The following is a 23,239-nucleotide window of genomic DNA, read 5'->3' as shown; positions in this document are numbered from 1 at the left end:
ACAGGTCACGCGTTGCCGATCGAGGAAAGCGGGATGGCGAAGACGGTGCGTCTGCCGTTGTATTCGGTCAGGGTCCAGACCCGCTTGCCCTGGGGCTGGTAGGAAAGGTCTTCCGGGCCGCCGAGCAGGACCTTCGTGTGCTGGTTCGAGGAGCCGATGTCCGCGCGGTGCAGCCAGCCGGGTCGGCGGCCGTACTCGCTGGTGCTCAGGACGAAATCGGGGCCGTCGCCGATGGTGAGGGCGCCGTTGATGTTGGCGCGGGACGTCACGTAGGCGGCACTGGACCCGGTGAGTTTGCCGTCCTTGTCGAGGTCCCAGCGGACGATCCGGGCGTTCGCCGGTTTGGGCGAGTTGACGCCGCCGAGATCCTTCTTGAACTCGGCGGTGATCAGGGAGTTCGGTGAGCTGCTGCGGTCGAGGCTGATCGACGAGATGCGCAGCCGGCGGTCCGGCGGCTGCACCTGCGGCGTGTAGTAGCCGATCTGCGGAATCGCGTACCGGTAGTCCGCCGCGTAGGCCTTCTTGTCGTGGATGCCGATCTTCTTGCGCGACGCGTCGGCCCTGGTGCGCCAGATGGTGTGCAGGTCGAAGACGCGGATGGCGTAAGTGTCGGCGACGTACAGGTGGTGGCCGACCCACGCGATGCCGCCGACGTGGGACTTCACGGCCTGGAAGTTGTTGCCGTTGCGGAAGGGCACGACGAGCAGGACGTGCCGGTACTCCGGCTTGCCGGAGTCGTCGTAGTTGACGAACGTGATGCGGCTGCCTCGGTTCGTGCCGTCGCGGCCCTTGTCGTCATACCAGGTGGCCGCGATGACCCGGTGCCCGTTCCAGCGGCCGTCGGCGTCGGCGTCCCACGAGCCGGTGATGCCCTGCGGGATCCAGGTGGTGCCGTCGTTGTCCTCGTCGTTCCAGCAGAACTGGGTCGAGTCCGCGGTCGGCGGCACCCCACAGGGCGCCTGGGCGCTGTGGTTCATGTCGCCGAGGACGTGGGTGAGCGTCGTGTTGGAAATCTTGCCGTTGAGCTCTTCGATGGCGTCTGAGAACGTGGTCGAGCGGTCCTGCAGTCCGTATTCCTGCTCCGATCGGTTGATCTCGGTCGGCTGGAAGTCCGCGAGTTGCTCGAAGAGGTCGATCAACGAATGGGCCGATCAACGAAACGGATCGACGAAACGATCGACGAAGAGCACCCGCGCGAAGCCACGCAAGCGCGTCAACCAGGACCCGTACCCGACCGGGGAGCCAGCAAGCACAATGCCCGGTATCGCACCCGTTCGTGTTCGAAAAAGAGCTGGCGTGTTCGAAGAAGAGCAGGTCAGCAGTGACGCTGAGCGATCACCGGGTTGCGTAGAACGACGGCGGTTGCGCAACGCGCAGCATCGATTCAGTGATTTGCGTCACGTGGTTTTCTTTTGGCAGGCTTAGGCGACCTGCTGGGATGGCACCGTTTCGAGAGGTGCGTCACAGCGGCGCACAATCGGTGCGCTGCGCGGGCGAATAGCCCTGGGTAGGCTGGCCGTCGGTCTCGTCCGACAGGGCGCCGCCCCCGCGGCGCCGGACAGGACTGCCGCCTAATCGCCGGTGCGAACCCGGCGAATCGGGGACCCAACCGTAACTGGGGTGAATCCGCGGGTGACCGCGGTAGGGATCGTTCCGTCCCGAACCCGTCAGCTAACCCGGTCGGCGGCCGACGGAAGGAACAACGAGCCAGATGTCATCACGACATCCCGGACGGCGGATTTCCGCCGCCCTGATGGCGGCCGTGACGGCCATGACGACGGTCGCCCTGTGCGCGGTGGCCGCCGCGCCCGCCGGCGCCGAGCCGGGTGACGACACGGGCGACGAAGGATCCAACGCGACGCTCGCTCAGGTCCTCGACGAGAGCACCCGCGCGTGGATCGAGGCGAAGGACAAGTTCGACGCCTCGGTGAAGAGCCAGGCCGATCTCACCGCCAAGCTCGCCGCGACCGAGACGGAGCTCGCGAGGGTCACCGAGCAGGTGTCCGCGATCGCCGTGGCGGCGTATCAGACGGGGCCGCTGAGCACGTTCGTGGCGCTGATGGACTCGGGCAGTCCGACCGGGTTCGCGGAGCGGGCCGGGTCGATCGACGAGATCGCGCGGCACAACGACAACCTGCTGCGCGACCTCAACCAGCTGAAGAAGGACCAGGCGGCGCAGAAGGCCGCGCTCGAGGGCGAGGTCAAGCTCCAGCAGGAGCAGGTGGCCGTGATGGCCGCGAAGAAGAAGGAAGCCGAGAAGGGGCTGTCCCAGGCGGGCGGCCCGAGCAACGGCTTCGTCTCCGCCAACCTGCCGTTCGCCGCCCCCTCGCCGCGCAACTCCAGCGGTGGCTGGTCGGCCGAGAGCTGCAAGCAGAACGACCCCACGACCAGCGGCTGCATCACGATGCGGACGTTGCACGCGATGCAGCAGGCGCAGGGTGCGGGCTTCAAGCGGTTCGTCTCCTGCTACCGGCCGAGCGGTCCGTACGAGCACCCCAAGGGCCGTGCGTGTGACTTCTCGGTGCAGGCGAAGTCCGGCTTCGGCGGGGTCGCGGCCGGGGAGGACAAGGTCTACGGGGCCAACCTGGCGACCTATTTCGTGAAGAACGCGGACCGGTTGGGCGTCATGTACGTCATCTGGTTCAAACAGGTGTGGACACCCGCGGTCGGCTGGCACCACTACAGCGGCGTCGGCGGGGACCCCTCCAGCGACCACACGAACCACGTGCACCTGTCCATGCTGTAGCCCTCACGTCAGCGGACGGCCGGCCGATAGGGCAACTGTCGACCGGCCGACGCAGCGTGAGGGGAAACCGAAGTGAAGCACCGACTCGTGACGCGCAGCGACTTCGACGGTCTGGTGTGTGCCGTCCTGTTGCGTCACCTGGACCTCATCGGCGACATCACGTTCGTGCACCCGAAGGACGTCCAGGACGGCACGGCCGAGATCGGGCCCAACGACATCCTGACGAACCTGCCCTACGCGCCGGGCGCCCATCTCGTCTTCGACCACCACCACTCGGAGACGCTGCGCAACCCGGGCGAGAAGAGCAACTACATCATCGACGCCGAGGCGCCGTCCGCGGCCCGCGTCATCTATGACCACTTCGGCGGCGCCCCGCGCTTCCCGAACGTGTCGGACGAGCTGATGGAGGCGGTCGACAAGGCCGATTCCGCGCAGTACGACATCACGGACATCCTGCAGCCGGTCGGCTGGACGCTGCTGAACTTCCTCATGGACAGCCGCACCGGGCTGGGCCGGTTCCGGCAGTTCAGGATCTCCAACTACCAGCTGATGATGCAGCTCATCGACGCGTGCATCGATCATCAGGACGTCGAGGAGATCCTCGACCTGCCGGACGTGGCCGAGCGCGCCGAGCTGTTCCGCGAGCAGCAGGAGCTCTTCGTGGACCAGCTGCGGCGGGTGAGCCACGTCGAGGGGGACGTCGTCGTCGTGGATCTCCGCGACGAGGAGGTGATCTACGCCGGGAACCGGTTCATGGTGTACGCCATGTTCCCCGAGGCACGGGTCTCCATCCACGTGATCTGGGGCAAGCAGAAGCTCAACACGGTGTTCGCGGTGGGCAAGTCGATCCTCGACCGCACGTCCCCGACCGACATCGGCTCGGTGATGCTGCAGTACGGCGGCGGCGGCCATCTCGCGGCCGGCACCTGCCAGGTCCCGCACGACGAGTCGGAGCGGGTGCTCGCGGAGATCGTCGCCAAGGTGGGCGCTCCCAGAGCCGCCGTGCTGAGCAACTAGGGCTGAGCAACTAGGGCTGAGCAACTAGGGCTGAGCAACTAGGGCTGAGCAACTAGGGCTGAGCAACTAGGGCTGAGCAACTAGACCAGCGCGTTGGCCCGGTCGGTGACGTGCAGCAGCACCCGGCCCGCGATGTCGAGCTCCTCGGGGGTCAGGTCGCCGTACAGCGCGGCGGTGATCCCGTCGATGCCGGCACTGATCTCGTCGTAGCGCTCCTGGCCCAGCGCGGTGAGCGAGATGTCCCCGGTGAACAGCGCGGGGTCGTCGACGACGGCGGCGACGAGCGCCGGGTCGGTGCGCAGCCCGGTCACCATCCGGGCGACGAGGTCGTCGCGGGAGAGCCGCTCGCCATGGGTGAGGTTGATCGCCACCCACTGCTCGAACGTCGTGCCGGTGCGCTCCAGCAGGCGGTCGAGCACGGCGCGGGTGGCGCGTTCGGCCTGGCCGAGGATGCGGCCGTTCAATGTGGTCACGGGGTCTCCTTGAGTAGGGCGTTGAGGTCGTCGACGAACGCTGACCGGCGATCGGCGGGCAGCGGCGCGAGGAGCTGCTCCATGAGGTCGCGGACGATGCCGACGGCCCGGCCGGTGGTCTCGTGGCCGCGCGGGGTCAGCGCCAGCTGCACCGCCCGCGTGTCCGACGGGTCGGGGAGCCGGTCGAGCAGCCCGGCCGCTTCCAGGGTCCGGGCCAGCTTCGACACGTACAGCGGCTCGAGACCGGTGTGGTCGGCGAGCCGCTTCTGGCTGGGCCGCTCCGTGCCGGCAAGCCCGTAGAGGGTGGCGAGCAGCGAATACTGCGCGTGGGTGAGCCCGACGGGCGCCAGGGCACGGTCGACGGCGACCCGCCATTTCATCGACAGCCGCCAGACCAGGAACCCAGGAGTCGGACCACTCATGGGAGAAACAGTACATGGCTATAGTAGCCATGGCTACTAAGTCAGAGGATCTCCGTGTCGCGCAGGAGGCGCCACAGGCCGGCGCCGTCCGGCGCCCGCAGCCAGCGCCCCGCGGCGAAGGACGAGGACGGCAGGCGGCGGGTGCTCTCGACCGTGGTCGGGAAGCCGCCGGCGAGGACCGCCTGGGTCGGCGAGAGGTGCCGGATCGCGACGGCCGCGACGCTGTCCGGGTGCTCGGCGACGAACTCCGCGTAGATCTCCGGGTCGTGCTGCCCGTCGTCGCCGACGAGCAGCCACCGGACGTCGGGGAACTCCGAGGCGAGCCGCGCCAGGGACGCTCGCTTGTGCGCCTGGCCGGAGCGGAAGAACCGGTCGGGCTGCGGCCCCCAGTCGGTCAGCAGGAGCGGGCCCGCCGGGTACAGGTGCCGCGAAAGGAACCGGGTGAGCGTCGCGGCGACGTTCCACGCGCCGGTCGAGAGATAGAAGACCGGGGCGCCGGGGTTGGCGTTGACGAGGCGCTCATAGAGCACGGCCATCCCGGGCACGGACGCGCGGGCGTGCTCGTCGAGGACGAACGTGTTCCACGCGGCCAGCAGCGGGCGCGGCAGCGTGGTGATCATGACGGTGTCGTCGACGTCGGAGACGATGCCGAAGCGCACGGTGGGGTCGATGATCCGGACCGGCGCCTCGACCGGGGCGCTGTCCTCGCTCTGCAGCGTGACGGTCGCCCAGCCCGGGGCCAGGTCCGCCTCGATGACGGTGTCGATGAAGCCGCCGCGGTCGCAGCGCACCTCGCACGTCCGGTCGCCGGCCGTGATCCGGACCGGCGCGTTCGCCACGGAGACGGCGGTGAACGAGCGCCAGCCGCGCAGTTTCTTGAGCCGCTTGCCGGGTTTCGGGTCCAGGCGCGCGAGCAGCACCCGGCCGAGGACACGGACCCAGCCGGGGCCGCCGTAGCCGGTGTACGGAGTGACGGCGACCTTCCACCCGCGCAGCCGGAGCCGCCGCTCCAGCACGTCGTGGAAGGCGTCCTCGATGCGCGCGGCGCGGTGCAGGCGGACGGGACCTGAAGGGGTCAACGACACGCGCCAACCCTGTCACAGCGCCCCCGGTGCCGCACCATCACACGGATGGTGACAGTTACACGACGGTGGCATGAATCCGTGAGCCCGAACACATCCCGCGCTTCTAGCGTTGGTGTTAGCAGGAACACACACCAAGGGGTGAGAGATGGCAACTACAACGTTCGAGGCGGTGCGAGCCGAGGCGCTGTTCGTTTCGGACCTGCAGTGCTCGCAGGCTCCGAGACGCGACGAGATCCGTGCGGCGGTGGCCACCACGCTGCGGCGGGTCGGCATCAAGGGCTGCGCGACCCAGGTCGCCGGCGAGTTCGGCGACCACCCGGACACGGCGGTGGCGCGGATGGCGTGGGCCCTCGCGCTGGTCCGCTCGACCTACCCGGCCCACCGCAACGCGCCGCGGTCGGTTCAACTGCTGACCCGCAGCGCGTGAAAAACATCGAAGATGGGTATCGCGCGCACATGCAGGAACTTCACGTCTCACTCGACGACGCTCAGCTCAGCCCGGCGGCGCAGAAGCTGCAGGAGCCTCTCGAAGCCCAGCTGAGCTCGGCGCTGCAGCGCGCCGCCGAGGTCGTGGAGCAGGACTACCACGGGGAGACCGCCGCCGAGGTCGCCGACCGGTTGCTGGAGATCGCGAAGTCGAGCCTCCACCCGGACATCGCCGCCGCCTTCGCGCCGAACCCCGCCGAGCTCGACCAGGCCGCCAGAGCGGTCATCGAAGCCGCCCGAACCGGGTCGTGAGCGACTTTCACGAAATGCCCCGATCGTGCAACCCAACCGCTCCACACTGAGGTCCTACCGCCGCCGGACCTTGGAGGACTGCCGTGGAGCAGCACAAACTCACGATCGACATGAGCGACGCCACGATCGAACAGCTGCGCGACCACCACTTCGCGCTCTTCGGCCTCCACGCGATCGCCACCTCGGCGAGCGGCACCCCGACCATCTGGCTCTCCGTGCACTACCTCGAACGCCATCTCGAGGTCACGTGGCAGGAGACGTATTCGATGTTCACGGCCCGCCACAAGACCTTGGCGCCGAGCACGAAGGTGGTGCCGACGCACAACTATCCGGCGCCGCTGGGCAGCGTCCTCACGGTCGCGGGCAACGACGGCGCGGGCATCGTCACGCCCGGCGGCCCGGCCGGCCACATGGAGATCGACAACACCGGGCGGGTCGAGCTCGGCGCCGGCATGTGCATCCACGACACGCACGGCATGTATCAGCCGATCGGCATCTTCGACCTCGTCGACGTGGACCTGTTCCAGCCGATCCCGAAGGTCGCGTTCTTCTTCTCGCCGATCCCGCACATGGCCGGCGAGGTCGCGACCAGGGCGCTGGGCCCCGGCATCCTGCTGGACTACTCCAGGGCACGGGACCGCAGCTTCTCCGTCGAGTACGACCTGCACAACGGCTGGTCGGTGGAGAACCGGCCCTACGCCACGGCGATCGCCGCGAACGAGCCGCTCAACCCGCTGCTGCTGGTGCGGTCCTCGGCCCTGCAGGCGCTCGCGATGCAGCGCCAGCGGGTCACCGCCACGGGCGGCATGGGCCCGATCAGGCGTTGAGCACCCAGTCCACGCGGTGGGCCTCCGTGGGGTCGGGCGTCTCCCAACGCCCGGCCATCCGGTCGATCACGCCGTCGGGGACAGGCCGCGGACGGGCGCGGTTGCGCCGGCGCATGACGTCGGGCGGCGCCTCGACGCTGACGATCTCCACCCGCCCGCCGTAGTCGGCGACCAGCCCGATGCAGCGGGCGCGCAACTGGCGGGTCAGGTTGGTGGCGTTCCAGACGAACGGCGTCCGCGCTCTGAGCAGTACCTTGGCCTGGTCGGTCGCGGCGGCGACCACCGGGCCCTGGTCGTCGGTGGGCTTCACGCCGAGCCGCTCGCGCCAGTCGTCGAGGCTGACCACGGCCACGCCGGGCCGGTTGGCGGCGATCCAGTGGTCCTTGCCGGAGCCGGGCAGCCCCGACATGACGGTGACGGTGACCGTGGTGTCGTCGTAGGCGTCGTAGTCGGCGACCCGCGAAGGGTTCCGGAAATAGGTGAACCGCGCGTGGTCCGACGGGAAGCGCCGCGGTTGCTCCAGGCAGCCGTCGTCGCTGGTGTACTGCCGAAACAGTTCGACATTCTCGAGCATCCCCGACGCGTCGGCGCAGGAGCGGCCCAGGATGTCCGCCGTAGCCAGAACACTCAGGTCGGTGTTGCTGGCCAGCAGGCTGACGCGGTGGACGATCCGGTCGAGCTCACCGCGCGGCCGCTCCAAAGCCCAGAAGGGCACCTGGTGATGGCGGATCAGCGCGGCGACGTGCTCCCGCCAGGCGATCGGCACGCCGGCCTCCCACAGGACCCGCCGCGCGATGAGGTCCCCGCGGCGCGAGTGGCCGTGCGCGGTGATCCGCCCGTCGTCCTCGACCTGGGTGCAGTACGGCTTCGCCGCGTCGTGCAGCAGGACGGCGGCGAAGAGCCGGACCCGCTCGTCCTCGGGCCGCTCGCGCCAGGCGGGCAGCGCGGCGAGCGCCTCGCAGGCCATCCGCGTGTGCGTGGCGACGTCGCCCTCGGCATGGTGCACCGCGTCCTGCGGTACACCATCCAACCGGCGGACCCAGTCGAACTCGGCGTGGATCTCCGCCCACGGCACCGACCAGTCAGGACCGGTCGGGCAGAACCCCTCAAAGGCGTTCACGATCTCACCCGGTTCGCGACGATCGGGCGGTCCTGCCAGTGGCTGCCGGAGTCGAGGATCGCGGTGTGGAAGCTGGGCCGCACCCACTTGTAGCGGCCGAGCACCGTGCCGGCGGACTCCAGCTTCAGGTACAACCCCTCCATGTCCTCGGACATGTCGGTCTCCTTGACGACCTGGTCGGGGTCGGCGCCACCGGCGACGGCCGCCTCACGCAGCGCGTCGCGCCACGCGGGGGTGCGGCAGGTCGACGGCCCGACGAACGCGGTCAGCTCGGCGAGCTTGCCGACGCGGCCGGTGTACAGCACGGGCACGGAGCTCACGGGCAGCCCGTCGAGCAGCGCCCGGCGCCGGTCGGTGGACAGGAACGCATCGGTCGTGCGGTCGTAGACGTCGAACTCGCAGAAGTGGTGCGGCAGCGCGTCGTAGAAGACGGTGTGCTTGGCGTAGAGCCATTCGCCGTACATGACGTATCGATCGGTCAGGACGGGCTGGAGCTGGTAGCGGACCGTCGCGGCCCACGCCTTCAGCGGGCCGAACTGCTTCTCGCGCGGCCCGCCGGTGAGGTAGTGGCCGCGGGACTGCAGCAGCAGCTCACCGGCCGCGTCGAAGCTGACCGCGCAGTTGGCGCCGTCGAGCTTCTCCTCGACGACCAGGTCCTCCCCGGCGAGCTGCGCGAACGGGACCTGGGCCAGGTCGTGGTCGCCCGGCTGCAGGCGGGAGCCCTGCAGATGAGGCGTTCTCGGGTATTTGCGCAGCACCTGACCGTTGTAGCCCACCCTCACTCGGCCGCCTAGCGGTTTTTGCTCGGGTGGAGGAAAGGGTCTTTTGCCTTCCGCGCGTCAGGCGCGCCCGAAACCATCAGCGTGACATTGTTTTGCCCGAATCAGTTGCCCGAAGACACCCATTGGGGCAACTTTGGGAGGATCTATGAACTTCAGAAGGGGCTTCGCCCTCTTCACCTCGGTGGCGACGGCACTGGTCGTCGTCCCCGCCACCGGCGCGTCGGCGGCGCCCACCGCCGAGGCCGCCGCCGCCAAGATCACCTGGGGGCAGTGCGAGAGCCCGGGTCTGCAGCGCCGCGGCGCCGAGTGCGGCCTGCTCGACGTGCCGCTCGACTACAGCAAGCCCAACGGCAAGAAGATCCAGATCGCCGTCTCGCGGATCAAGGCGAAGGTCGCCGCGAAGGACTACCAGGGCATCATGCTGGTCAACCCGGGCGGCCCCGGCGGGTCCGGGCTGACGCTGTCGGTGCTGGGCGAGTACGTCCCCAACGGCGCCGGCGAGGCCTACGACTGGATCGGCTTCGACCCCCGCGGCGTCGGCTCCAGCGTCCCCGCGCTGTCGTGCGACAACGACTACTTCAACGGGCCGCGTCCGGAGTACATCCCCTGGAACCAGAGCATCGAGAAGACCTGGCTCGACCGCTCCAAGAACTACGCCAAGGCCTGCGGCAAGGCCGGCGGCGCGCTGCTGGACCACATGACCACGGTCGACTCGGTCAACGACATGGAGTCGATCCGTAAGTCGCTCGGCGCCAGCCAGATCAACTTCTACGGCTTCTCCTACGGCACGTACCTCGGCCAGGTCTACGGCACCCTGCACCCGCAGAAGGTGCGCCGCATGGTGCTGGACGGCAACGTCGACGTGCGGAAGGTCTGGTACCAGGCCAACCTCGACCAGGACGTGAACTTCGAGCGCAACGTGCGCATCTGGTTCGACTGGGTCGCCAAGTACGACTCCGTCTACCACCTGGGCAAGACCGGCACCGAGGTACAGCTGCGCTGGTACGCGGAGCAGAACAAGCTGCGCAGCAAGCCGGCCGGCGGCGTCGTCGGCCCCGACGAGTTCGCCGACATCTTCCTCTACTCCGGCTACTACCAGTCGACGTGGCTGGAGCTGGCGGAGGCGTTCGCGGGCTGGGCCAACGACAAGAACACCGACCTGATCGTCGCGGCGTACGAGAACTACGTCGGCCCCGGCGACGACAACGGCTTCGCGGTCTACAACGCGGTGCAGTGCACCGACGTCCAGTGGCCGCAGAGCTGGAACACCTGGGAACGGGACAACTGGAAGACGTTCCTCAAGGCGCCGTTCATGACGTGGGACAACGCCTGGTACAACGCGGCCTGCCTCTACTGGCCCGGCAAGGTCTCCAAGCCGGTCAAGGTCGACGGCTCGAAGGTGCAGAGCGTGCTCTTCGTCGGCACGACGCTGGACGCGGCCACGCCGTTCGAGGGCAGCCTCGAGGCGCGCCGCCGCTTCCCGCACGGCGCCCTGCTGGCGGAGGTCGGCCAGACCACGCACGCCAACTCGCTCAACGGCAACGAGTGCGTGGACAACGTGATCGCCGACTACCTCGCGACGGGCAAGCTGCCGAAGCGCAAGGCCGGCGACAAGCCGGACGCGACCTGCGACGCGCTGCCGCAGCCCGACCCGACGGCGGCTTCGGCCGCGGCTTCGGCGAAGTCGCTGCGGGCGGACAGCACCACCGCGGTGCGTGAGCCGCTGTACCCCGTGCACCACTGATCGTCGCTCATGAAAAGGGGGGCCTTGCGGCCCCCCTTTTCCTTGTCTTCCAGTCTTCCTACTGCTGGACGATGAACTCGACCCGGCGGTTGATCGCCTTGGCGGCGTCGCTGGTGTCGGGGACCTTCGGGCGGGACTCGCCGAAGCCCTTCGAGCTCAGCCGCTCCGCGGCGATGCCCTGGGCGATCAGCGTGTCGAGCACCGTCTTCGCGCGGGCCTCGCTGAGCGTCTGGTTCCTCGCCTCGGTGCCGGTGCTGTCGGTGTGACCCTCGATGCTGATCCGGATGCTCGGGTTGGCCTTGAGGATCGACGCGACGTTGGCGACGACCGCCTGACCCTGCTGGGTCAGCGTCGCGCTGTTGTTCTCGAACTCGACCGTCGGCAGCGCCACCAACTGCGTCTGCACCTGCTCGGCCTTGGCCTCGCCGACCGCGAGCTCGTTGCGCACGATGCCGGTCACCTCACGGGCCGCCAGCTCCGCCCGGTCCTTCACCTCCTGCGAGGCGACTGTGCCGGTCAGCGTCACGGTGCCGCCCTGCAGGTCGACGACCCCGGCCTTGGTGTCCTTGCCGAGCGCGACCAGCACCGGCGCGAGCGCCGCGACCTTGACGCCGTCGCTGCTGCGTTTCGCGTCGACGGTCACCTCGTCGAGGACGTTCTCCGCGCCGAAACCGGCCTTGGCCGCGTCGGCCAGCCCCGACTTGGCGGCTTCGTCGGCGACGGTACCGGTCAGCGTGACCTTGCCCTCGTCGACGAGCAGCTTCACCGCGACCGGCGACGGCGGTACCTCCACCTTCGGCGGCGCGATGACCGTGACGACGCGGACGCCCTCGACGGCCCGCGAGACGTCCTCGGCCTTCTGCTTCTCGTCGGCGGAGTCGACGCGGACGGTGCCGTCGCGCCCGGTGAACGACACCTCGGCGTCGATCCCGGCATCGCTCAGGGCGACCTTGGTGTGGTCGGTCAGGACCGCCTCGATGTGGTGCCGGAAGGGCACCTCCATGCCACCCACGAGCGCGGCCAGCCCGACCACGCCGACCACGATCGGCACGAACGGGTTGACCCTGCGCAGCTCGTGCCGCACGGTCCGGGTCGTCGTCGTGCCCGCCATCAGGCTTCGCCGCCGGCTTCGGTGCTTGCTGCGGCGCTCGCGCCGGTGCTTGCCTCGGTGCTTGGCTCGGTGCTTGGCTCGGTGCTTGCCTCGGTGCTTGCCTCGGTGCTTGCCTCGGTGCTGATGAAGGGCTTGTCCGTGGGCTCACGGCCGGCGATCAGCCAGTCGGTCAGCGCCTTGAACTCTTCTTCCTTGCCCTCGGCGAGCAGCCGCGCCTGCCGGGCCCACGTGACGATGCTCGGGGCGAAGTGCAGGTTCGCGTCCTCGATCGCGGTGCGCAGCGTGTCGACGTCGGAGTCGGCGAGCTTCACGTAGGTCCGGATCCCCGCGGCGAGGAGCGCGGCCGACATCTTCGGTCCGATCCCCTCGATCCGCTGCAGGTTGTCCGGCGGCCCGTCATCCACGGCGACGGCCGCGACGACCGGCTCCGCCTCGACCGGCGCCTTGGACACCACGACCGGCTCGACGACGGCAACCGGCTCGGGCTCGGGCTCGGGCTCGACGACAACCGGCTCGGGCTCGGGCTCGGCGGCGATCGGCTCCGGCTCGGCGGCGATCGGCTCCTGGATGGGCTCGACCACCGGCTCGGCCGCTACGACCGGCTCGGGCTCGGCGACGGGCTCCGCGACGGGCTCGGCAACCGGCTCGGCGGCCAGGGCGGCCTCGGGCTCGGCGACCGGCGCGGCGGCGGTCTTCTTCGGGGTGGGTTCACGACCGGCGATCAGGTAATCCGTGAGCGCCTTGAAATCCTCCTCCTTGCCGTCGGCGAGGAGACGCGCCTGCCGGCTCCACGAACCGATGCTCGGAGCGAACCGCAGATTCGCATTGGCGAGCGCGTCCTCCAAAGTGGACCGCTCGGCGTCGGCCAGCGCCGCGAACGTGGTGATCCCCGCCGCCTTGAGCGCCGCGGCGATCTTCGGGCCGATGCCCTCGATCCTCGCGAGGTCGTCCTCGGCCTTGGGGGCGTCGTCGACGACCGGGGCCGCCGCGAACGCGGACTCGACGTCCGCGATCAGTTCGTCGTCCACATGGACCGGGTTGTCCACAGCGGGCGCCTCGATCTCGGCGACCGGCTCGGGTTCGGGAGTAGGTTCGGGTTCGACAACAAGCGCGGGTTCGACGACCGGCTCGACCTCCGCGACAGGCTCTGCAACAGGCTCGGTGACGGGCTCGGGCTCGGCTTCGACGGCCGGCTCGGGTTCGGCGACGGGCTCGGCCTCGGCGACCGCGACGGGGGCCGGGTCCTCGACGATCGGGTCGGTGGCGGCGGGCTCGGCCGGCAGCGGCTCGGCCGCCGACACGGAGTCCGCCTCGTCCTCGGCCGACGCGACCGGCTCGGGTGACGCGGCCGAGGCGACCGGCTCGGCCGACGCGACCGGCTCGACCGGCGCGGCGGTCGACGCGACCAGCGGCTGAACAGCCGGCACGGCAGGGGAGGTGGTGGTTTCCTGGGAACGGACCCGGCGCACCTGACGGCCCCACCAGAGGTAACCGACGAGCAGGCCGAGTAGGAAGGCAATGACGATGAACAGCAGTGACTGGTTGATGAACCAGGTCACGACGGGCCTCCGGGGGAAAGTGACCGACGCGTGATTGGGGGAAGTTTGCGGGCAGCCTTCCATACCTCGATGCTTGGCAACAGAGCCGGAAAGACGGCACGACCTGCCGGTTCTGTCTGTTCGCTCACGCGGGCGCCGCGCCCATATCTCACCCTCGGAAGCATTTGCGCTGATGAGAGGGCATGTGACGGGCCGTGACGGCCAGTCGGTCGGAAAATCCGTGCAACCGTGGGTGTCGTGCCGATGGAAAGCTTGGTGCGCAAGCTCACGACATGGCAGGTGAACTGGAGGTCGACGGAGCATGGGCAAGACGACACGGGTCCTGACGCTGGCGGCGATCGCCGCTGCGGCGGGTGGGGTGGCGTGGGCGCTGCGTGATCTTCCGGCGCAGTTGGGTGCGGTGGCCTCCGGTGCGCGTGCGGAGCGGATGCGGCGGTCCCCGCAGTATGGGGACGGCAGGTTCGTGAATCCTGTGCCGCGTGAGGTGCTGCCCGACGGCGCGATGGCGGGCGCGTTCCGCGAGCTGCTCCTTGGCCAGCAGCCCCGGCGCCCGAAGGGGGTGATTCCGGTGGTGAGGCCGGCGTTCCCCGCGAAGCAGGAGGGCGACCTGCACATCACCTGGCTGGGACACTCGACGGCGCTGGCGGAGGTCGAGGGCGTGCGGGTGCTGTTCGACCCGGTGTGGAGCGAGCGGTGCTCGCCGACGTCGTTCGTCGGGCCGAAGCGCCTGCACCCGATGCCGCTCGGGCTCGAGGAGCTGCCGAGGATCGACGCGATCGTGATCTCGCACGACCACTATGACCACCTGGACCTCGCGTCCATCAAGGCTCTCGCGCGCACCCAGCAGGCGCCGTTCCTGGTGCCGCTGGGCGTCGGGGCGCACCTGGAGCGCTGGGGTGTGCCGCTGGACCGGATCATCGAGCTGGACTGGGACGAGTCGTTCGACGTCCGGCACGTCACGCTGACCGCGACGGCGGCGCGGCACTTCTCCGGCCGGCGGTTCAGCCGGGACGGCACGCTGTGGGCGTCGTGGGCGGTCAAGGGCGAGCGGCGCAGCCTGTTCTACACCGGCGACTCCGGCTACTGGGGCGGCTACAAGGAGATCGGCGAGCAGCACGGGCCGTTCGACGTGTCGCTGATCCAGGTCGGTGCGTATGGCGACGCGTGGCCGGACATCCACATGAAGCCCGAGGACGGGGCGAGCGCGCACCTCGACGTGCGGGCCGGGGTGCTGATCCCGCTGCACTGGTGCACGTTCAACCTGGCGGTGCACGCGTGGTCGGAGCCGGTCGAGCGGCTGCTCGACGAGGCCGCGGCCCGCGACATCACGCTCGCGATCCCGCGCCCGGGTGACCGGATCAACATCGACGCGTTGCCGGCAGTTGAACCGTGGTGGCGCGCTATTGCGTAAGGGTTAAAAGCGCAGCTCAGCGCACGTGTCGGGGCACACACGCCAGGACCCGACAAAACACTGGCGAGGACGGCCCTCTCGACGTACTGTATCGATACAGAAGGAACTGGATCGATGCAGAGAAGGGAGGGACCTGAGCCATGAAAGCGACGTTGCAGACCATCGCCGACGAGCTCGGCGTGTCGCGCAGCACGGTGTCCAATGCCTACAGCCGGCCGGATCAGCTCTCCCCCGAGCTGCGCGCCAGGATCCTCTCGGCGGCGCAGCGGCTGGGCTACGCGGGTCCCAACCCGACGGCGCGTTCGCTGCGCAGCGGCAAGGTCAACGCGATCGGTGTGCTGCTGACCGACAACCTGTCGATGGCGTTCACCGATCCCTATGCGGTGGCCTACCTGCGCGGGCTCGCGGAGGCGGCCTCGGCGCGGGAGACCTCGCTGCTGCTGCTCAACCTGCCCAAGGACGAGGCAGCGGGCCGGCGCGTCATCAGCAACGCGGCCGTCGACGCCTTCTGCCTGTATTGCGTGCCCGACTGGCACTCGGCGCTCGAGCTCGTCCGGTCCCGCGGAGTGCCTGTCGTGATCGGCGAGGACCCGCAGGCGTTCGGGCCGGAGGCGAGCTACGTCGGCATCGACGAGCGCGCGGCGGCCCGGCGGCTGGGCGAGCACGTCGTCAACCTCGGCCACCGCGACATCGCGGTGGTGGCGCACTGGATCGTCGACGACGGGGTCACCTCACAGGTCCACGCCGACCCCGACGACCTGCGCTACTACGTGACCGGCGAGCGGGTCCGCGGCTTCCGCGACGCGCTGCTGGCCGCGGGGGTGCCGTGGGAGAAGGTCGTGCTGATCAACGCGGCGGGCAACCAGCGCGAGGAGGGCGCCGAGGCGGCGGCCCACGCGCTGGACCGGCTCGACCGCTCGACCGCGATCCTCTGCACGTCCGACGTCCTGGCCCTCGGCGTGCTCGACGCGCTGCGGGTGCGGGGCCTGCAGGCCGGCCGGGACGTCTCGGTGACCGGCTTCGACGACATCCCGGAGGCCGGCGCCACCGGGCTCACCACCATCCGCCAGCCCAGCGTCGAGCGCGGGCGGCTCGCGGGCGAGCTGCTGCTCGACCCGCCCGAGGACCCGGCACTGCGTCGCCTGACGCTGCCCGTATCCCTGGTGGTCAGGTCGACCACCGGACCCAACACCGCCAAGGAGAAGTAATGACCCCGATCGCCCTGATCATGTCGCTGGAGGCCGTCCGCCTGGAGGCCAACTCGGCGATGCCCAACGCCCCGGTCGTCGACGACCGTCGCCGTGAGTCGGTGACCATGGGCAAGATGCGCAACTTCACGGCTCGCACGCTGCGCCGCGCGGCCGACCGAGTCGAGCCCACGCCTGCCCTCACTTACGGGTAATCGCGGGTAGCGCAACGAGAAGCGCCCGGGGCGGATGCCCCGGGCGCTTTCGTGTGTCTGGATCGGTTACCGCTGTGACGAGGCGAAGTCCGGGTTGTCCGACCGGGCGGCGTTGGCGCGGGCGCCGAGGCCGATCGAGTCGTAGTCCTGCCGGCTGGTGGCCCGCAGGATCAGCGCCCAGATGATGCCGATGAGCGCGACCGCGCCGTACGCCGCCGGGAACGCCCAGACGGCGGCGTTCTCGGTGCCGGGCTGGAAGCCGAGCAGCCCGCCGAAGTTGTCGACGACGAGCCAGATGATGTAGGCCAGCGCCACCGACGACAGGATCGGGGCGATGAGCCGCGACCAGGCGCCCTCGCCGCGGGCGTCCTTGAGGAAGTACCCGATGACCGACAGCGAGGTGGCGAAGACCAGGAACAGCACGCCGACGCCGCCGGAGGTGCCCAGCCAGAAGAACAGGTTGAGCATCGGGTCCCAGCCCTGGACCGCGAAGAGCACCAGCACGACGAGCGCGATCACGGTCTGGAAGATCGAGCCGGACGCCGGGGCGCCGGAGCGGGCCCGGGTGCGGCCGAAGAACGCCGGGAGGACCCGCTCGCGGCCGAGCGCGAAGGCGTAGCGCGCGGTCGTGTTGTGGTAGCTCAGGGCCGCGGCCGCGATGCTGGTGGTGAGCAGGATCAGGCCGAGGTCGGCGGCCCAGGTGCCGCCCTTCTCCGCGAGGGTCGGGAAGAAGGGGCCGCCACCCTCGGCGGTCTCCTGGGCGAGCGGCACGGTCTGGTCGACGCCGATGCTGACCGCGGCGGCCCAGCTGGTGATGGCGTAGGAGACGACCATGACGGCGAGGCCGAGGAACGTGGCCACGGCGACGGTCCGGTTCTTGCCCTTGGCCTCCTCGGCGAAGACCGGCGCGGCCTCGAAGCCGACGAAGGCCGTGATGCAGACGGCGAACGCCGGGCCTGCCGCGTCCTTCAGCGAGCCCCAGGCGAAGGGCTCGAGGGTGATGCCGCCCTCGGCCGGGTTGCTCAGGAAGATGAAGTCGAAGACCGTCACGGCGATCAGCTCGGCGCCGAGCAGGACCATGAGGACCTTGCTGTTGACGTCGACCCGCAGCAGGCCGAGCACCGCGATGACCAGCCACAGCCCGAGCGCCAGGATCCACCAGTCGACCGTGGCGATGTTCTTCTCGGCGAGGATCACCGAGGCGAAGAAGCCGAAGGCGCCGTAGAGGCCGATCTGCAGCAGGTTGTAGGCGAGCAGCGCGACGAGCGAGCCACCGACGCCCAGCGGCCGGCCGAGACCCTGAGAGATGTAGCTGTAGAACGCGCCGGCGTTGGTGATGTGCCGGGACATCGCGACGTAGCCGAAGCTGAACAGCGCCAGGACGATCGCGATGATGATGAACGCGAGCGGGAAGCCGGTCACGCCGACCCAGGCCCAGGCCGACGAGACGAGCGCGCCGACCACCATGAGGGGGGCGGCCGCCGTGAGGGCGAACATGATGACGGAAGGCACGCCGAGACGGTCTCGGGCCAGTGCCTGGGATACCACGCTCGGTCGCGCAGGCGACGTTGCGGACATCGGTCCTCCAGGGGGTTTAAAGGGGGGAAGGGGAGAGGAAAGTCCGCTAGCCGCGCTGCGACAGCACCGAGTCACCGACCGCCGACTCGACCTGGAGGATCAGGTCGCGCAGCGGTGGAGGGAGGGCGCTGACCGCCTGTTGCAGTCGTCGCACGCTGGTCTGGTCGGTGTCCCACAGGACGTGACCGGTCAGGCCGGTCGCATCCGCCAGTCCGGCGAGCGTGGTGTCGGCGACCCGCATCGGCTCCTGACCGGTGAGCAGGCGGCGCAGCCGCACCACCCGTCCGGCCGGGAGGTTGATGTCGGTGGACACCCATCGTGTCGTGGTGCGCAGCAGCCGCCGGACCTGGGTCTGTTCGACCAGTCCGACGCGGGCGAGGCGCTGGCCGACCGCGTCGACCGCGGTCTGGCCGAGGAAGAGCAGCCAGGTGCGGATCTCGCGGTGCTGCGTCTCGGCGATCATGGTGGCGAGGTTGGTGTGCGCCAGCGGGTCCGACGGAGGCTCCCGGCTGATCACGCGGAGCCGGTCGCCCTCACAGACGATCCGCTGCTCCAGCACGAGCTCGCCGAGCATCGCTCCCGCGAGGCCGAACTCGACCGCGCGCTGCGACAGGCGGGACCGTCCGTCCCGGTCGTCGTGCGCGATCAGGAAGAAGTCATCTGCAAGCAGCATCCGCCCGCACTCCTCGAAGAGGGCAGGGTGAAGGGCGCCACGAACCCCAGCCTGGCGCGCACCGTCACCGCACTTCCATCTTCAGCTCAGTTTGGATCCGAAAGATCTCACGGACCCAACGCGAAAGCATGCACTGCGGGACAGTGCTCCGCAACATATGTAATAGAGATTTGAATAATTGACCACCCCTTGTAGCAACATTGACGCCCGACTCAGCCAGCGAAGGCTACCGAGCGTGATGATTCCTAATTCGGGTCCAAACGTCACCACCTCCAACCCTGGGTAACATTCGGATCCGTACGGCGGGGGCATTGTTGGGCCTTGTTCGCTGCTGATTGCGGTACAGAACTCAGTCGTCGATATCGCGCAGGGTAACCGTCGGCGGACACGCGTGAGGACCGGCTCCCACACGGCGCGTAACGGGAGCCGGTCTCACGTTCGGGAAAAGTCAGACCGTTGCCTCCGCTGCCTCGTCGACGGCCTCGAGGAGCTCCTCGAGGCCGTAGCCGCCGTCATGGCGGATGCCGTTGATGAAGAACGTCGGCGTGCCGTTGACCCCGCTGCGGACCCCACCGACGAAGTCGCGGCGGACCCGGTCGAGGTGGACGTGCGCGCCGACCTCGTCGGCGATCTCGTCCGACGGCAGGCCCAGCCGCTCGACGCCGACCATCAGCTGGCGCGGGTTGATGCTGCGCTGGTGCTCGAAGAGCCAGTCGTGCGCCGGCCAGAACTTCCCCCGGGCCGCGGCCGCCTCCGCGACCTCCGCGGCCAGGTCGGCGTAGGGGTGCACGTTGGTGAGCGGGAAGTGCCGGTACGTGTACCGGACCGTCTCGTGCCGCAGCCGCAGCAGGTCCTGCACGATCGCGTGGGCCATGCCGCAGTACGGGCACTGGTAGTCGCCGTACTCCACCAGCGACACCGCGCCGTCGGACAGGGTGTGCTCCTCGGCCCCGACCGGCACGACCAGCCGGGCCACGGTCACCTGGAACGGGGTCGTGGTCACAACACCGGCCGCCGTTCACCGTCGGACCCGGACATGCCCGACATCCCCTCAAGGGCGTTGAGGATCCCGTCGGCGCCGGGGTTGACCCCGGGCGGCGAGACCTGGCTCCAGGCCACCACGCCGTCGCCGTCGAGCACGAAGAGGGCCCGCTCGCAGACCCCGGTCTGCTCGTCGTAGACGCCGAAGCGCCGGGCGACCTCGCCTTTGGGCTCGAAGTCCGCCAGCAGTGGAAACGTGATCCCCCGGTCCTCCGCGAACGCCCGGTGCGACCAGACGTTGTCCACGGAGATGCCCGCCACCCCGGCGTTGTAGCGCTCGAACTCCGGCATGACCGCCTGGTACAGCGCCATCTGGTCGCCGCAGACCGGGCTCCAGTCGGCGGGGTAGAACGCGAGCACCGTCGGGCGGCCACGGAACTGGGACGTGCCGACCTTGTGGTCCGGTGCGTCGGGCAACTCGAAGTCGGGCGCCCGCTGTCCAGCGTGGAGGACCGACTGGGATACAGAACCGCTCATACCTCAACGGTTCGCCGCGGCACGGCGGGCCGGGTCACTCCGCCGGGATGACCGTCGTGACCTTCAGCGGGCTGCCGGAGCATTGCGACTCGAACGTCGGGTCGGGCAGGCCGGTGACGGACACCCGCTGGCCGGCCTTCAGGCCGACGGCGGGCGGGCCGATCAGCACCCACACGATCGTGGACGTGACCAGCTCGACGCAGGCGCCGGCGACGCGGACCTGGCCGCGCGCGGTGACCACGGAGAAGTCGTCGGTGGGCTCGTGCGGCGCGGTGGTCTTCGGCACCCCGGACGGCAGGGTGGTGAGCACCGAGGGGTCGGCGGCGGGCTTCGACGCGGAGGGCGCCACGGTGGACGAGGGAGCCGCGGTGGGGGCAGGGGCCGAGCCCGCGGGGGCGGCCGGGTTGTCCGCCGACTTCGCGGCGCACCCGGTCAGGACGGTCAGGACCGATACGGCGAGGAGGAGGCCCAGTGTGCGTTTCATAGCACTTGGACCTCCTCCCGCCGTACCTGGTTCCAGCTGGCGACTAACCGCTCAGCCGGTGATCTTGACCTTGACGGTGGTGCCGTTGGTCGACACGACCTTGATCTTCACACCGTTGTTCGGGACCTTGACACCGTAGTACGTGTTGGTGGCCGGGTCCTCGCGGTAGTAGTTCTTGCTGTCGTCGAACGTGGCGACACCGTTCTGGCCGCGGATGTAGCTCGCGGTGCTGGCGGGGCCGTAGTGCAGGGTGAAGGAGCTGGCCTTGGTCGTGCCGAAGGTCGCGTCGTAGCCCTGGATGCGCGGACGCCACGGGGTGCCGTCCAGCTTGTAGATCAGGTCAGGGTGCGCGTCGATCGGCAGGATCAGGCCACCACCGTGGTGCTGGCTGGTGTTGTTGTCCGAGTAGGACGTGTCCCAGTAGGTCACCAGGAGGCCCTGCTCGTACGGGAAGTGCTCCACCAGGTCCGGCTTGCTGGCGAAGCCGAAGTTGTACGGGCCGTTCTGCAGGTACTGGTCCCACGACACGTACTGGCGGTTCGAGGCGATGTAGAAGTTGTCGTACGCGGTGGTCAGCGTGCTGCCCACGGCGGTGAAGCCGACCGCGGTCCAGCCGTTGGCACCGGCCTCGGCACCGTCGGCGAAGACGGTGGTCGCGCCGTTGGTCACCTTGATGTCGTCGGCGAAGAAGCCCTGGCCGCCGGCGGCACCATCGGTGAAGTAGTGGAACCGCAGGCCGACCGTCTTGCCCGCGTAGGCGGACAGGTCGAACGTCGCCGGCACGAAGCCCGCGCTGGTCCCGTCGATGCCGTTGCCCTCGGCCGCGGTGGTGATGTTGCCCGGGATCGACTTGTACCCGGTGCCGTCGTCCACCTCGACGTAGGCGTAGTCACACGCGTCGGGGCCGCAGTCCTCGATGTCCCACGCCGCCTTGAAGCTCAGCGTGGTCGTGCCCGCGGGGATCGCGACGGTGCGGCTCAGCGAGTTGTTCAGGTTGTCGCCGGATCCGCTCCACCACGACTTGGTGCCCTCCGGCGGGGCCGGGAGCTGGGTCACGATCTGCTTCTTCGGCAGGACCACGACGACGGCCTGGGCCTTGTTGCTGTTGTACTCGTGCGGCCCGAGGTCCAGCGTCTTGTTCTGCCCGGCCACGACGATCTCGTAGTCGAGCCAGCCGAGCTGCAGCTTGTCCCAGGCGCCGAGGTCGGCGGCCCGGTCACCGATGTTGTTGTCGCCGGCCTTGCTGACCCGGCTCTGGGCCATGATGGTCCACCAGTTCACCGGGTTCTCGGCGTTGCCGCCGGCGCCCGAGGTGTCGTAGTGGTCCGGCAGACCGAGGTCGTGGCCGTACTCGTGCGCGAACACGCTCAGGCCGCCGTTCTCGGGCTGGATCGTGTAGTCACGCACCCACAGACCGGTGGTGCCGATCTGCGTGCCGCCCATCTGGTTGAAGGACGGGCCGCTGGTGAAGTTCTGGAACGCCGCCCAGCGGTGGCTCCAGATCGCGTCCTCGCCCTGGTAGGGGTCGCCGTCGGCCTGGTCGCCGCCGGAGTGGACGATCTGGAAGTGGTCGATGTAGCCGTCGGGCTCGTTGAAGTCGCCGTCGCCGTCGTAGTCGAAGCGGTCCCACTGGTCGTAGGAGGCGAGAGCGGCCTTGATCTGCGCGTCGGTCTTGCCCTGGGCCTGCTGGCCGGCGACCCACGCGTTGATCGCGTCCTGGATCAGGTACCAGGTGTTGCTGCAGACGTTGCTGGCGCACGGGTAGCCGTTGCTACGTCCGTAACGGGCCTCGTTGTAGGGGACCTTCACCCAGTCGGTGACGAGACCCTCGACGCTGTAGCGACCCGAGGACTGCTTCTCGTAGTACGTCTTCAGCGACTCCGCACCGCTGCCGGTGGCGAAGTACTTGTTGTAGAAGTACTGCTGGCTGAAGTCCTGCTCCCAGAGGGTCGAGTTGTCGACCGACCGGTCCGGCTCCGGGATCGCGTTGTGCAGCGGCCCGTCGAACACCGTCGGCCCCGGGGTGGCGGCGCTCGTGTCCTGGTCCGGGTAGCTCGGGTGCCGCGTGTTGCCGAACTCGGCGAGGACGACGAAGATCTTGTCGGTCTTCTCCCGGCTCAGCTCGACGTACTGGTCGACGCGGGCCTTCTTGGTCTTGGTGTCGCCACCCTTACCGGTCTGGCCCTTCTTGCCGATCTTCACGACCGTGCTGGAACCACGCTTCTCCGGCGTCGCCTGGCCGCTCAGGATCTGCGAGATCGCGACCTCACGGGATTCGCGCCGCTTGTCCTCCAACGGGTTAGGCAGCTCGTCGGAGGGTGACGCGGCGTCGGCTACGGACGGTCCCCCGGACGACGGCACCGCGAATGCGGCACCACCACCGACGAACACCCCCATACCCGACGCAAGCGTGAGACTCAGAAGTCCCACGGTCAACTTACGCACAGGTACCTCCCTGGTGGGGCGAAAGCACCCAGGCATGATGTCGATGCCTCGATGCACCTGTCGCGAGAGACTAGGCGTTCCCCGAAGTCGATAAAGATCAACTA

General features: G+C 69.2%; 23 protein-coding genes and 1 riboswitch. Of the genes, 9 read left to right on the top strand and 14 right to left on the bottom strand.

Annotated features, from left to right (window positions below):
- Window positions 1-5: 5 nt before the first annotated feature.
- Window positions 6-1,139 carry a hypothetical protein gene (locus ACZ6TV_RS01590; RefSeq protein WP_465294169.1) on the bottom strand — a complete coding sequence of 378 codons (1,134 nt, stop codon included), beginning with the start codon at window positions 1,137-1,139 and terminating at the stop codon, window positions 6-8.
- 419 nt (window positions 1,140-1,558) lie between these two features.
- Window positions 1,559-1,702: riboswitch (cyclic di-AMP (ydaO/yuaA leader) on the top strand.
- Between the two features lie 69 nt (window positions 1,703-1,771).
- Between ACZ6TV_RS01590 and ACZ6TV_RS01585 the strand changes: the two genes are divergently transcribed.
- Window positions 1,772-2,746 carry a coiled-coil domain-containing protein gene (locus ACZ6TV_RS01585; RefSeq protein WP_465294167.1) on the top strand — a complete coding sequence of 325 codons (975 nt, stop codon included), beginning with the start codon at window positions 1,772-1,774 and terminating at the stop codon, window positions 2,744-2,746.
- 87 nt (window positions 2,747-2,833) lie between these two features.
- Window positions 2,834-3,763, top strand: a complete 930-nt coding sequence (locus ACZ6TV_RS01580; protein ID WP_465294164.1) for a DHH family phosphoesterase — start codon at window positions 2,834-2,836, stop codon at window positions 3,761-3,763.
- Window positions 3,764-3,843: 80 nt separating this feature from the next.
- Here the strand turns inward: ACZ6TV_RS01580 and ACZ6TV_RS01575 are convergent, their stop codons facing one another.
- From ACZ6TV_RS01575 to ACZ6TV_RS01565, 3 genes are read right to left on the bottom strand one after another with little or no spacing between them, the layout of a single operon-like run.
- Window positions 3,844-4,236: a hypothetical protein gene (locus ACZ6TV_RS01575; RefSeq protein ID WP_465294162.1), complete on the bottom strand. Its 393-nt coding sequence runs from the start codon at window positions 4,234-4,236 to the stop codon at window positions 3,844-3,846.
- Window positions 4,233-4,658: a MarR family winged helix-turn-helix transcriptional regulator gene (locus tag ACZ6TV_RS01570; protein ID WP_465294160.1), complete on the bottom strand. Its 426-nt coding sequence runs from the start codon at window positions 4,656-4,658 to the stop codon at window positions 4,233-4,235. The genes ACZ6TV_RS01575 and ACZ6TV_RS01570 overlap by 4 nt, the downstream gene beginning before the upstream one ends.
- Before the next feature lie 41 nt (window positions 4,659-4,699).
- A complete protein-coding gene (locus tag ACZ6TV_RS01565; protein ID WP_465294158.1) occupies window positions 4,700-5,743 on the bottom strand; it encodes an App1 family protein in 1,044 nt (347 codons plus the stop codon).
- Window positions 5,744-5,888: 145 nt separating this feature from the next.
- Between ACZ6TV_RS01565 and ACZ6TV_RS01560 the strand changes: the two genes are divergently transcribed.
- From ACZ6TV_RS01560 to ACZ6TV_RS01550, 3 genes are all read left to right on the top strand, one after another.
- Entirely contained in the window at window positions 5,889-6,170 is a 282-nt protein-coding gene (locus tag ACZ6TV_RS01560) for a hypothetical protein (RefSeq protein ID WP_465294156.1), read from the top strand.
- Window positions 6,171-6,199: 29 nt separating this feature from the next.
- A complete protein-coding gene (locus tag ACZ6TV_RS01555; RefSeq protein ID WP_465294153.1) occupies window positions 6,200-6,481 on the top strand; it encodes a hypothetical protein in 282 nt (93 codons plus the stop codon).
- Between the two features lie 83 nt (window positions 6,482-6,564).
- The gene (locus ACZ6TV_RS01550) at window positions 6,565-7,308 is read left to right on the top strand and encodes a hypothetical protein (protein WP_465294151.1); all 744 of its coding nucleotides are present in this window, start codon (window positions 6,565-6,567) and stop codon (window positions 7,306-7,308) included.
- Here ACZ6TV_RS01550 and ACZ6TV_RS01545 read toward each other — a convergent pair.
- Entirely contained in the window at window positions 7,298-8,428 is a 1,131-nt protein-coding gene (locus tag ACZ6TV_RS01545) for an AAA family ATPase (protein WP_465294149.1), read from the bottom strand. The two genes, ACZ6TV_RS01550 and ACZ6TV_RS01545, sit on opposite strands and share 11 nt — an antisense overlap.
- The gene (locus ACZ6TV_RS01540; RefSeq protein ID WP_465294147.1) at window positions 8,425-9,210 is read right to left on the bottom strand and encodes an RNA ligase family protein; all 786 of its coding nucleotides are present in this window, start codon (window positions 9,208-9,210) and stop codon (window positions 8,425-8,427) included. Before ACZ6TV_RS01540 ends, ACZ6TV_RS01545 begins: the two co-directional genes overlap by 4 nt.
- 145 nt (window positions 9,211-9,355) lie before the next feature.
- On the opposite strand from ACZ6TV_RS01540, the gene ACZ6TV_RS01535 reads away from it, so the two are divergent.
- Complete coding sequence (locus ACZ6TV_RS01535; RefSeq protein ID WP_465294145.1) at window positions 9,356-10,954, top strand: alpha/beta hydrolase; 1,599 nt, start codon at window positions 9,356-9,358, stop codon at window positions 10,952-10,954.
- A gap of 58 nt (window positions 10,955-11,012) precedes the next feature.
- Here the strand turns inward: ACZ6TV_RS01535 and ACZ6TV_RS01530 are convergent, their stop codons facing one another.
- Window positions 11,013-12,065: an OmpA family protein gene (locus tag ACZ6TV_RS01530; protein ID WP_465294143.1), complete on the bottom strand. Its 1,053-nt coding sequence runs from the start codon at window positions 12,063-12,065 to the stop codon at window positions 11,013-11,015.
- Window positions 12,065-13,927, bottom strand: coding sequence for a helix-hairpin-helix domain-containing protein (locus ACZ6TV_RS01525; protein WP_465294142.1), 1,863 nt, complete (start codon window positions 13,925-13,927; stop codon window positions 12,065-12,067). The genes ACZ6TV_RS01530 and ACZ6TV_RS01525 overlap by 1 nt, the downstream gene beginning before the upstream one ends.
- Here ACZ6TV_RS01525 and ACZ6TV_RS01520 point away from each other — a divergent pair.
- From ACZ6TV_RS01520 to ACZ6TV_RS01510, 3 genes are all read left to right on the top strand, one after another.
- Complete coding sequence (locus tag ACZ6TV_RS01520; protein WP_465294141.1) at window positions 13,926-15,035, top strand: MBL fold metallo-hydrolase; 1,110 nt, start codon at window positions 13,926-13,928, stop codon at window positions 15,033-15,035. The two genes, ACZ6TV_RS01525 and ACZ6TV_RS01520, sit on opposite strands and share 2 nt — an antisense overlap.
- A gap of 140 nt (window positions 15,036-15,175) precedes the next feature.
- Complete coding sequence (locus ACZ6TV_RS01515) at window positions 15,176-16,243, top strand: LacI family DNA-binding transcriptional regulator (RefSeq protein WP_465294139.1); 1,068 nt, start codon at window positions 15,176-15,178, stop codon at window positions 16,241-16,243.
- Complete coding sequence (locus tag ACZ6TV_RS01510; RefSeq protein ID WP_465294137.1) at window positions 16,243-16,437, top strand: hypothetical protein; 195 nt, start codon at window positions 16,243-16,245, stop codon at window positions 16,435-16,437. Before ACZ6TV_RS01515 ends, ACZ6TV_RS01510 begins: the two co-directional genes overlap by 1 nt.
- A 66-nt stretch (window positions 16,438-16,503) precedes the next feature.
- Here the strand turns inward: ACZ6TV_RS01510 and ACZ6TV_RS01505 are convergent, their stop codons facing one another.
- From ACZ6TV_RS01505 to ACZ6TV_RS01480, 6 genes are all read right to left on the bottom strand, one after another.
- The gene (locus ACZ6TV_RS01505) at window positions 16,504-17,949 is read right to left on the bottom strand and encodes an APC family permease (RefSeq protein WP_465294135.1); all 1,446 of its coding nucleotides are present in this window, start codon (window positions 17,947-17,949) and stop codon (window positions 16,504-16,506) included.
- Between the two features lie 112 nt (window positions 17,950-18,061).
- Entirely contained in the window at window positions 18,062-18,688 is a 627-nt protein-coding gene (locus tag ACZ6TV_RS01500; protein ID WP_465294133.1) for a GOLPH3/VPS74 family protein, read from the bottom strand.
- A 448-nt stretch (window positions 18,689-19,136) separates the two neighbouring features.
- A complete protein-coding gene (locus tag ACZ6TV_RS01495) occupies window positions 19,137-19,691 on the bottom strand; it encodes a DsbA family protein (protein ID WP_465294130.1) in 555 nt (184 codons plus the stop codon).
- A complete protein-coding gene (locus tag ACZ6TV_RS01490; RefSeq protein WP_465294128.1) occupies window positions 19,688-20,206 on the bottom strand; it encodes a peroxiredoxin in 519 nt (172 codons plus the stop codon). The genes ACZ6TV_RS01495 and ACZ6TV_RS01490 overlap by 4 nt, the downstream gene beginning before the upstream one ends.
- A 34-nt stretch (window positions 20,207-20,240) precedes the next feature.
- Window positions 20,241-20,690, bottom strand: a complete 450-nt coding sequence (locus tag ACZ6TV_RS01485; RefSeq protein WP_465294126.1) for a hypothetical protein — start codon at window positions 20,688-20,690, stop codon at window positions 20,241-20,243.
- Between the two features lie 51 nt (window positions 20,691-20,741).
- Window positions 20,742-23,087, bottom strand: coding sequence for an immune inhibitor A domain-containing protein (locus ACZ6TV_RS01480; protein WP_465294124.1), 2,346 nt, complete (start codon window positions 23,085-23,087; stop codon window positions 20,742-20,744).
- Window positions 23,088-23,239 lie beyond the last annotated feature (152 nt).

The organism is Dactylosporangium sp. NPDC051087, from assembly GCF_055586325.1.
Note: the sequence above shows the minus strand (reverse complement) of the source record. Positions and strands in the feature narration are given on the sequence as shown.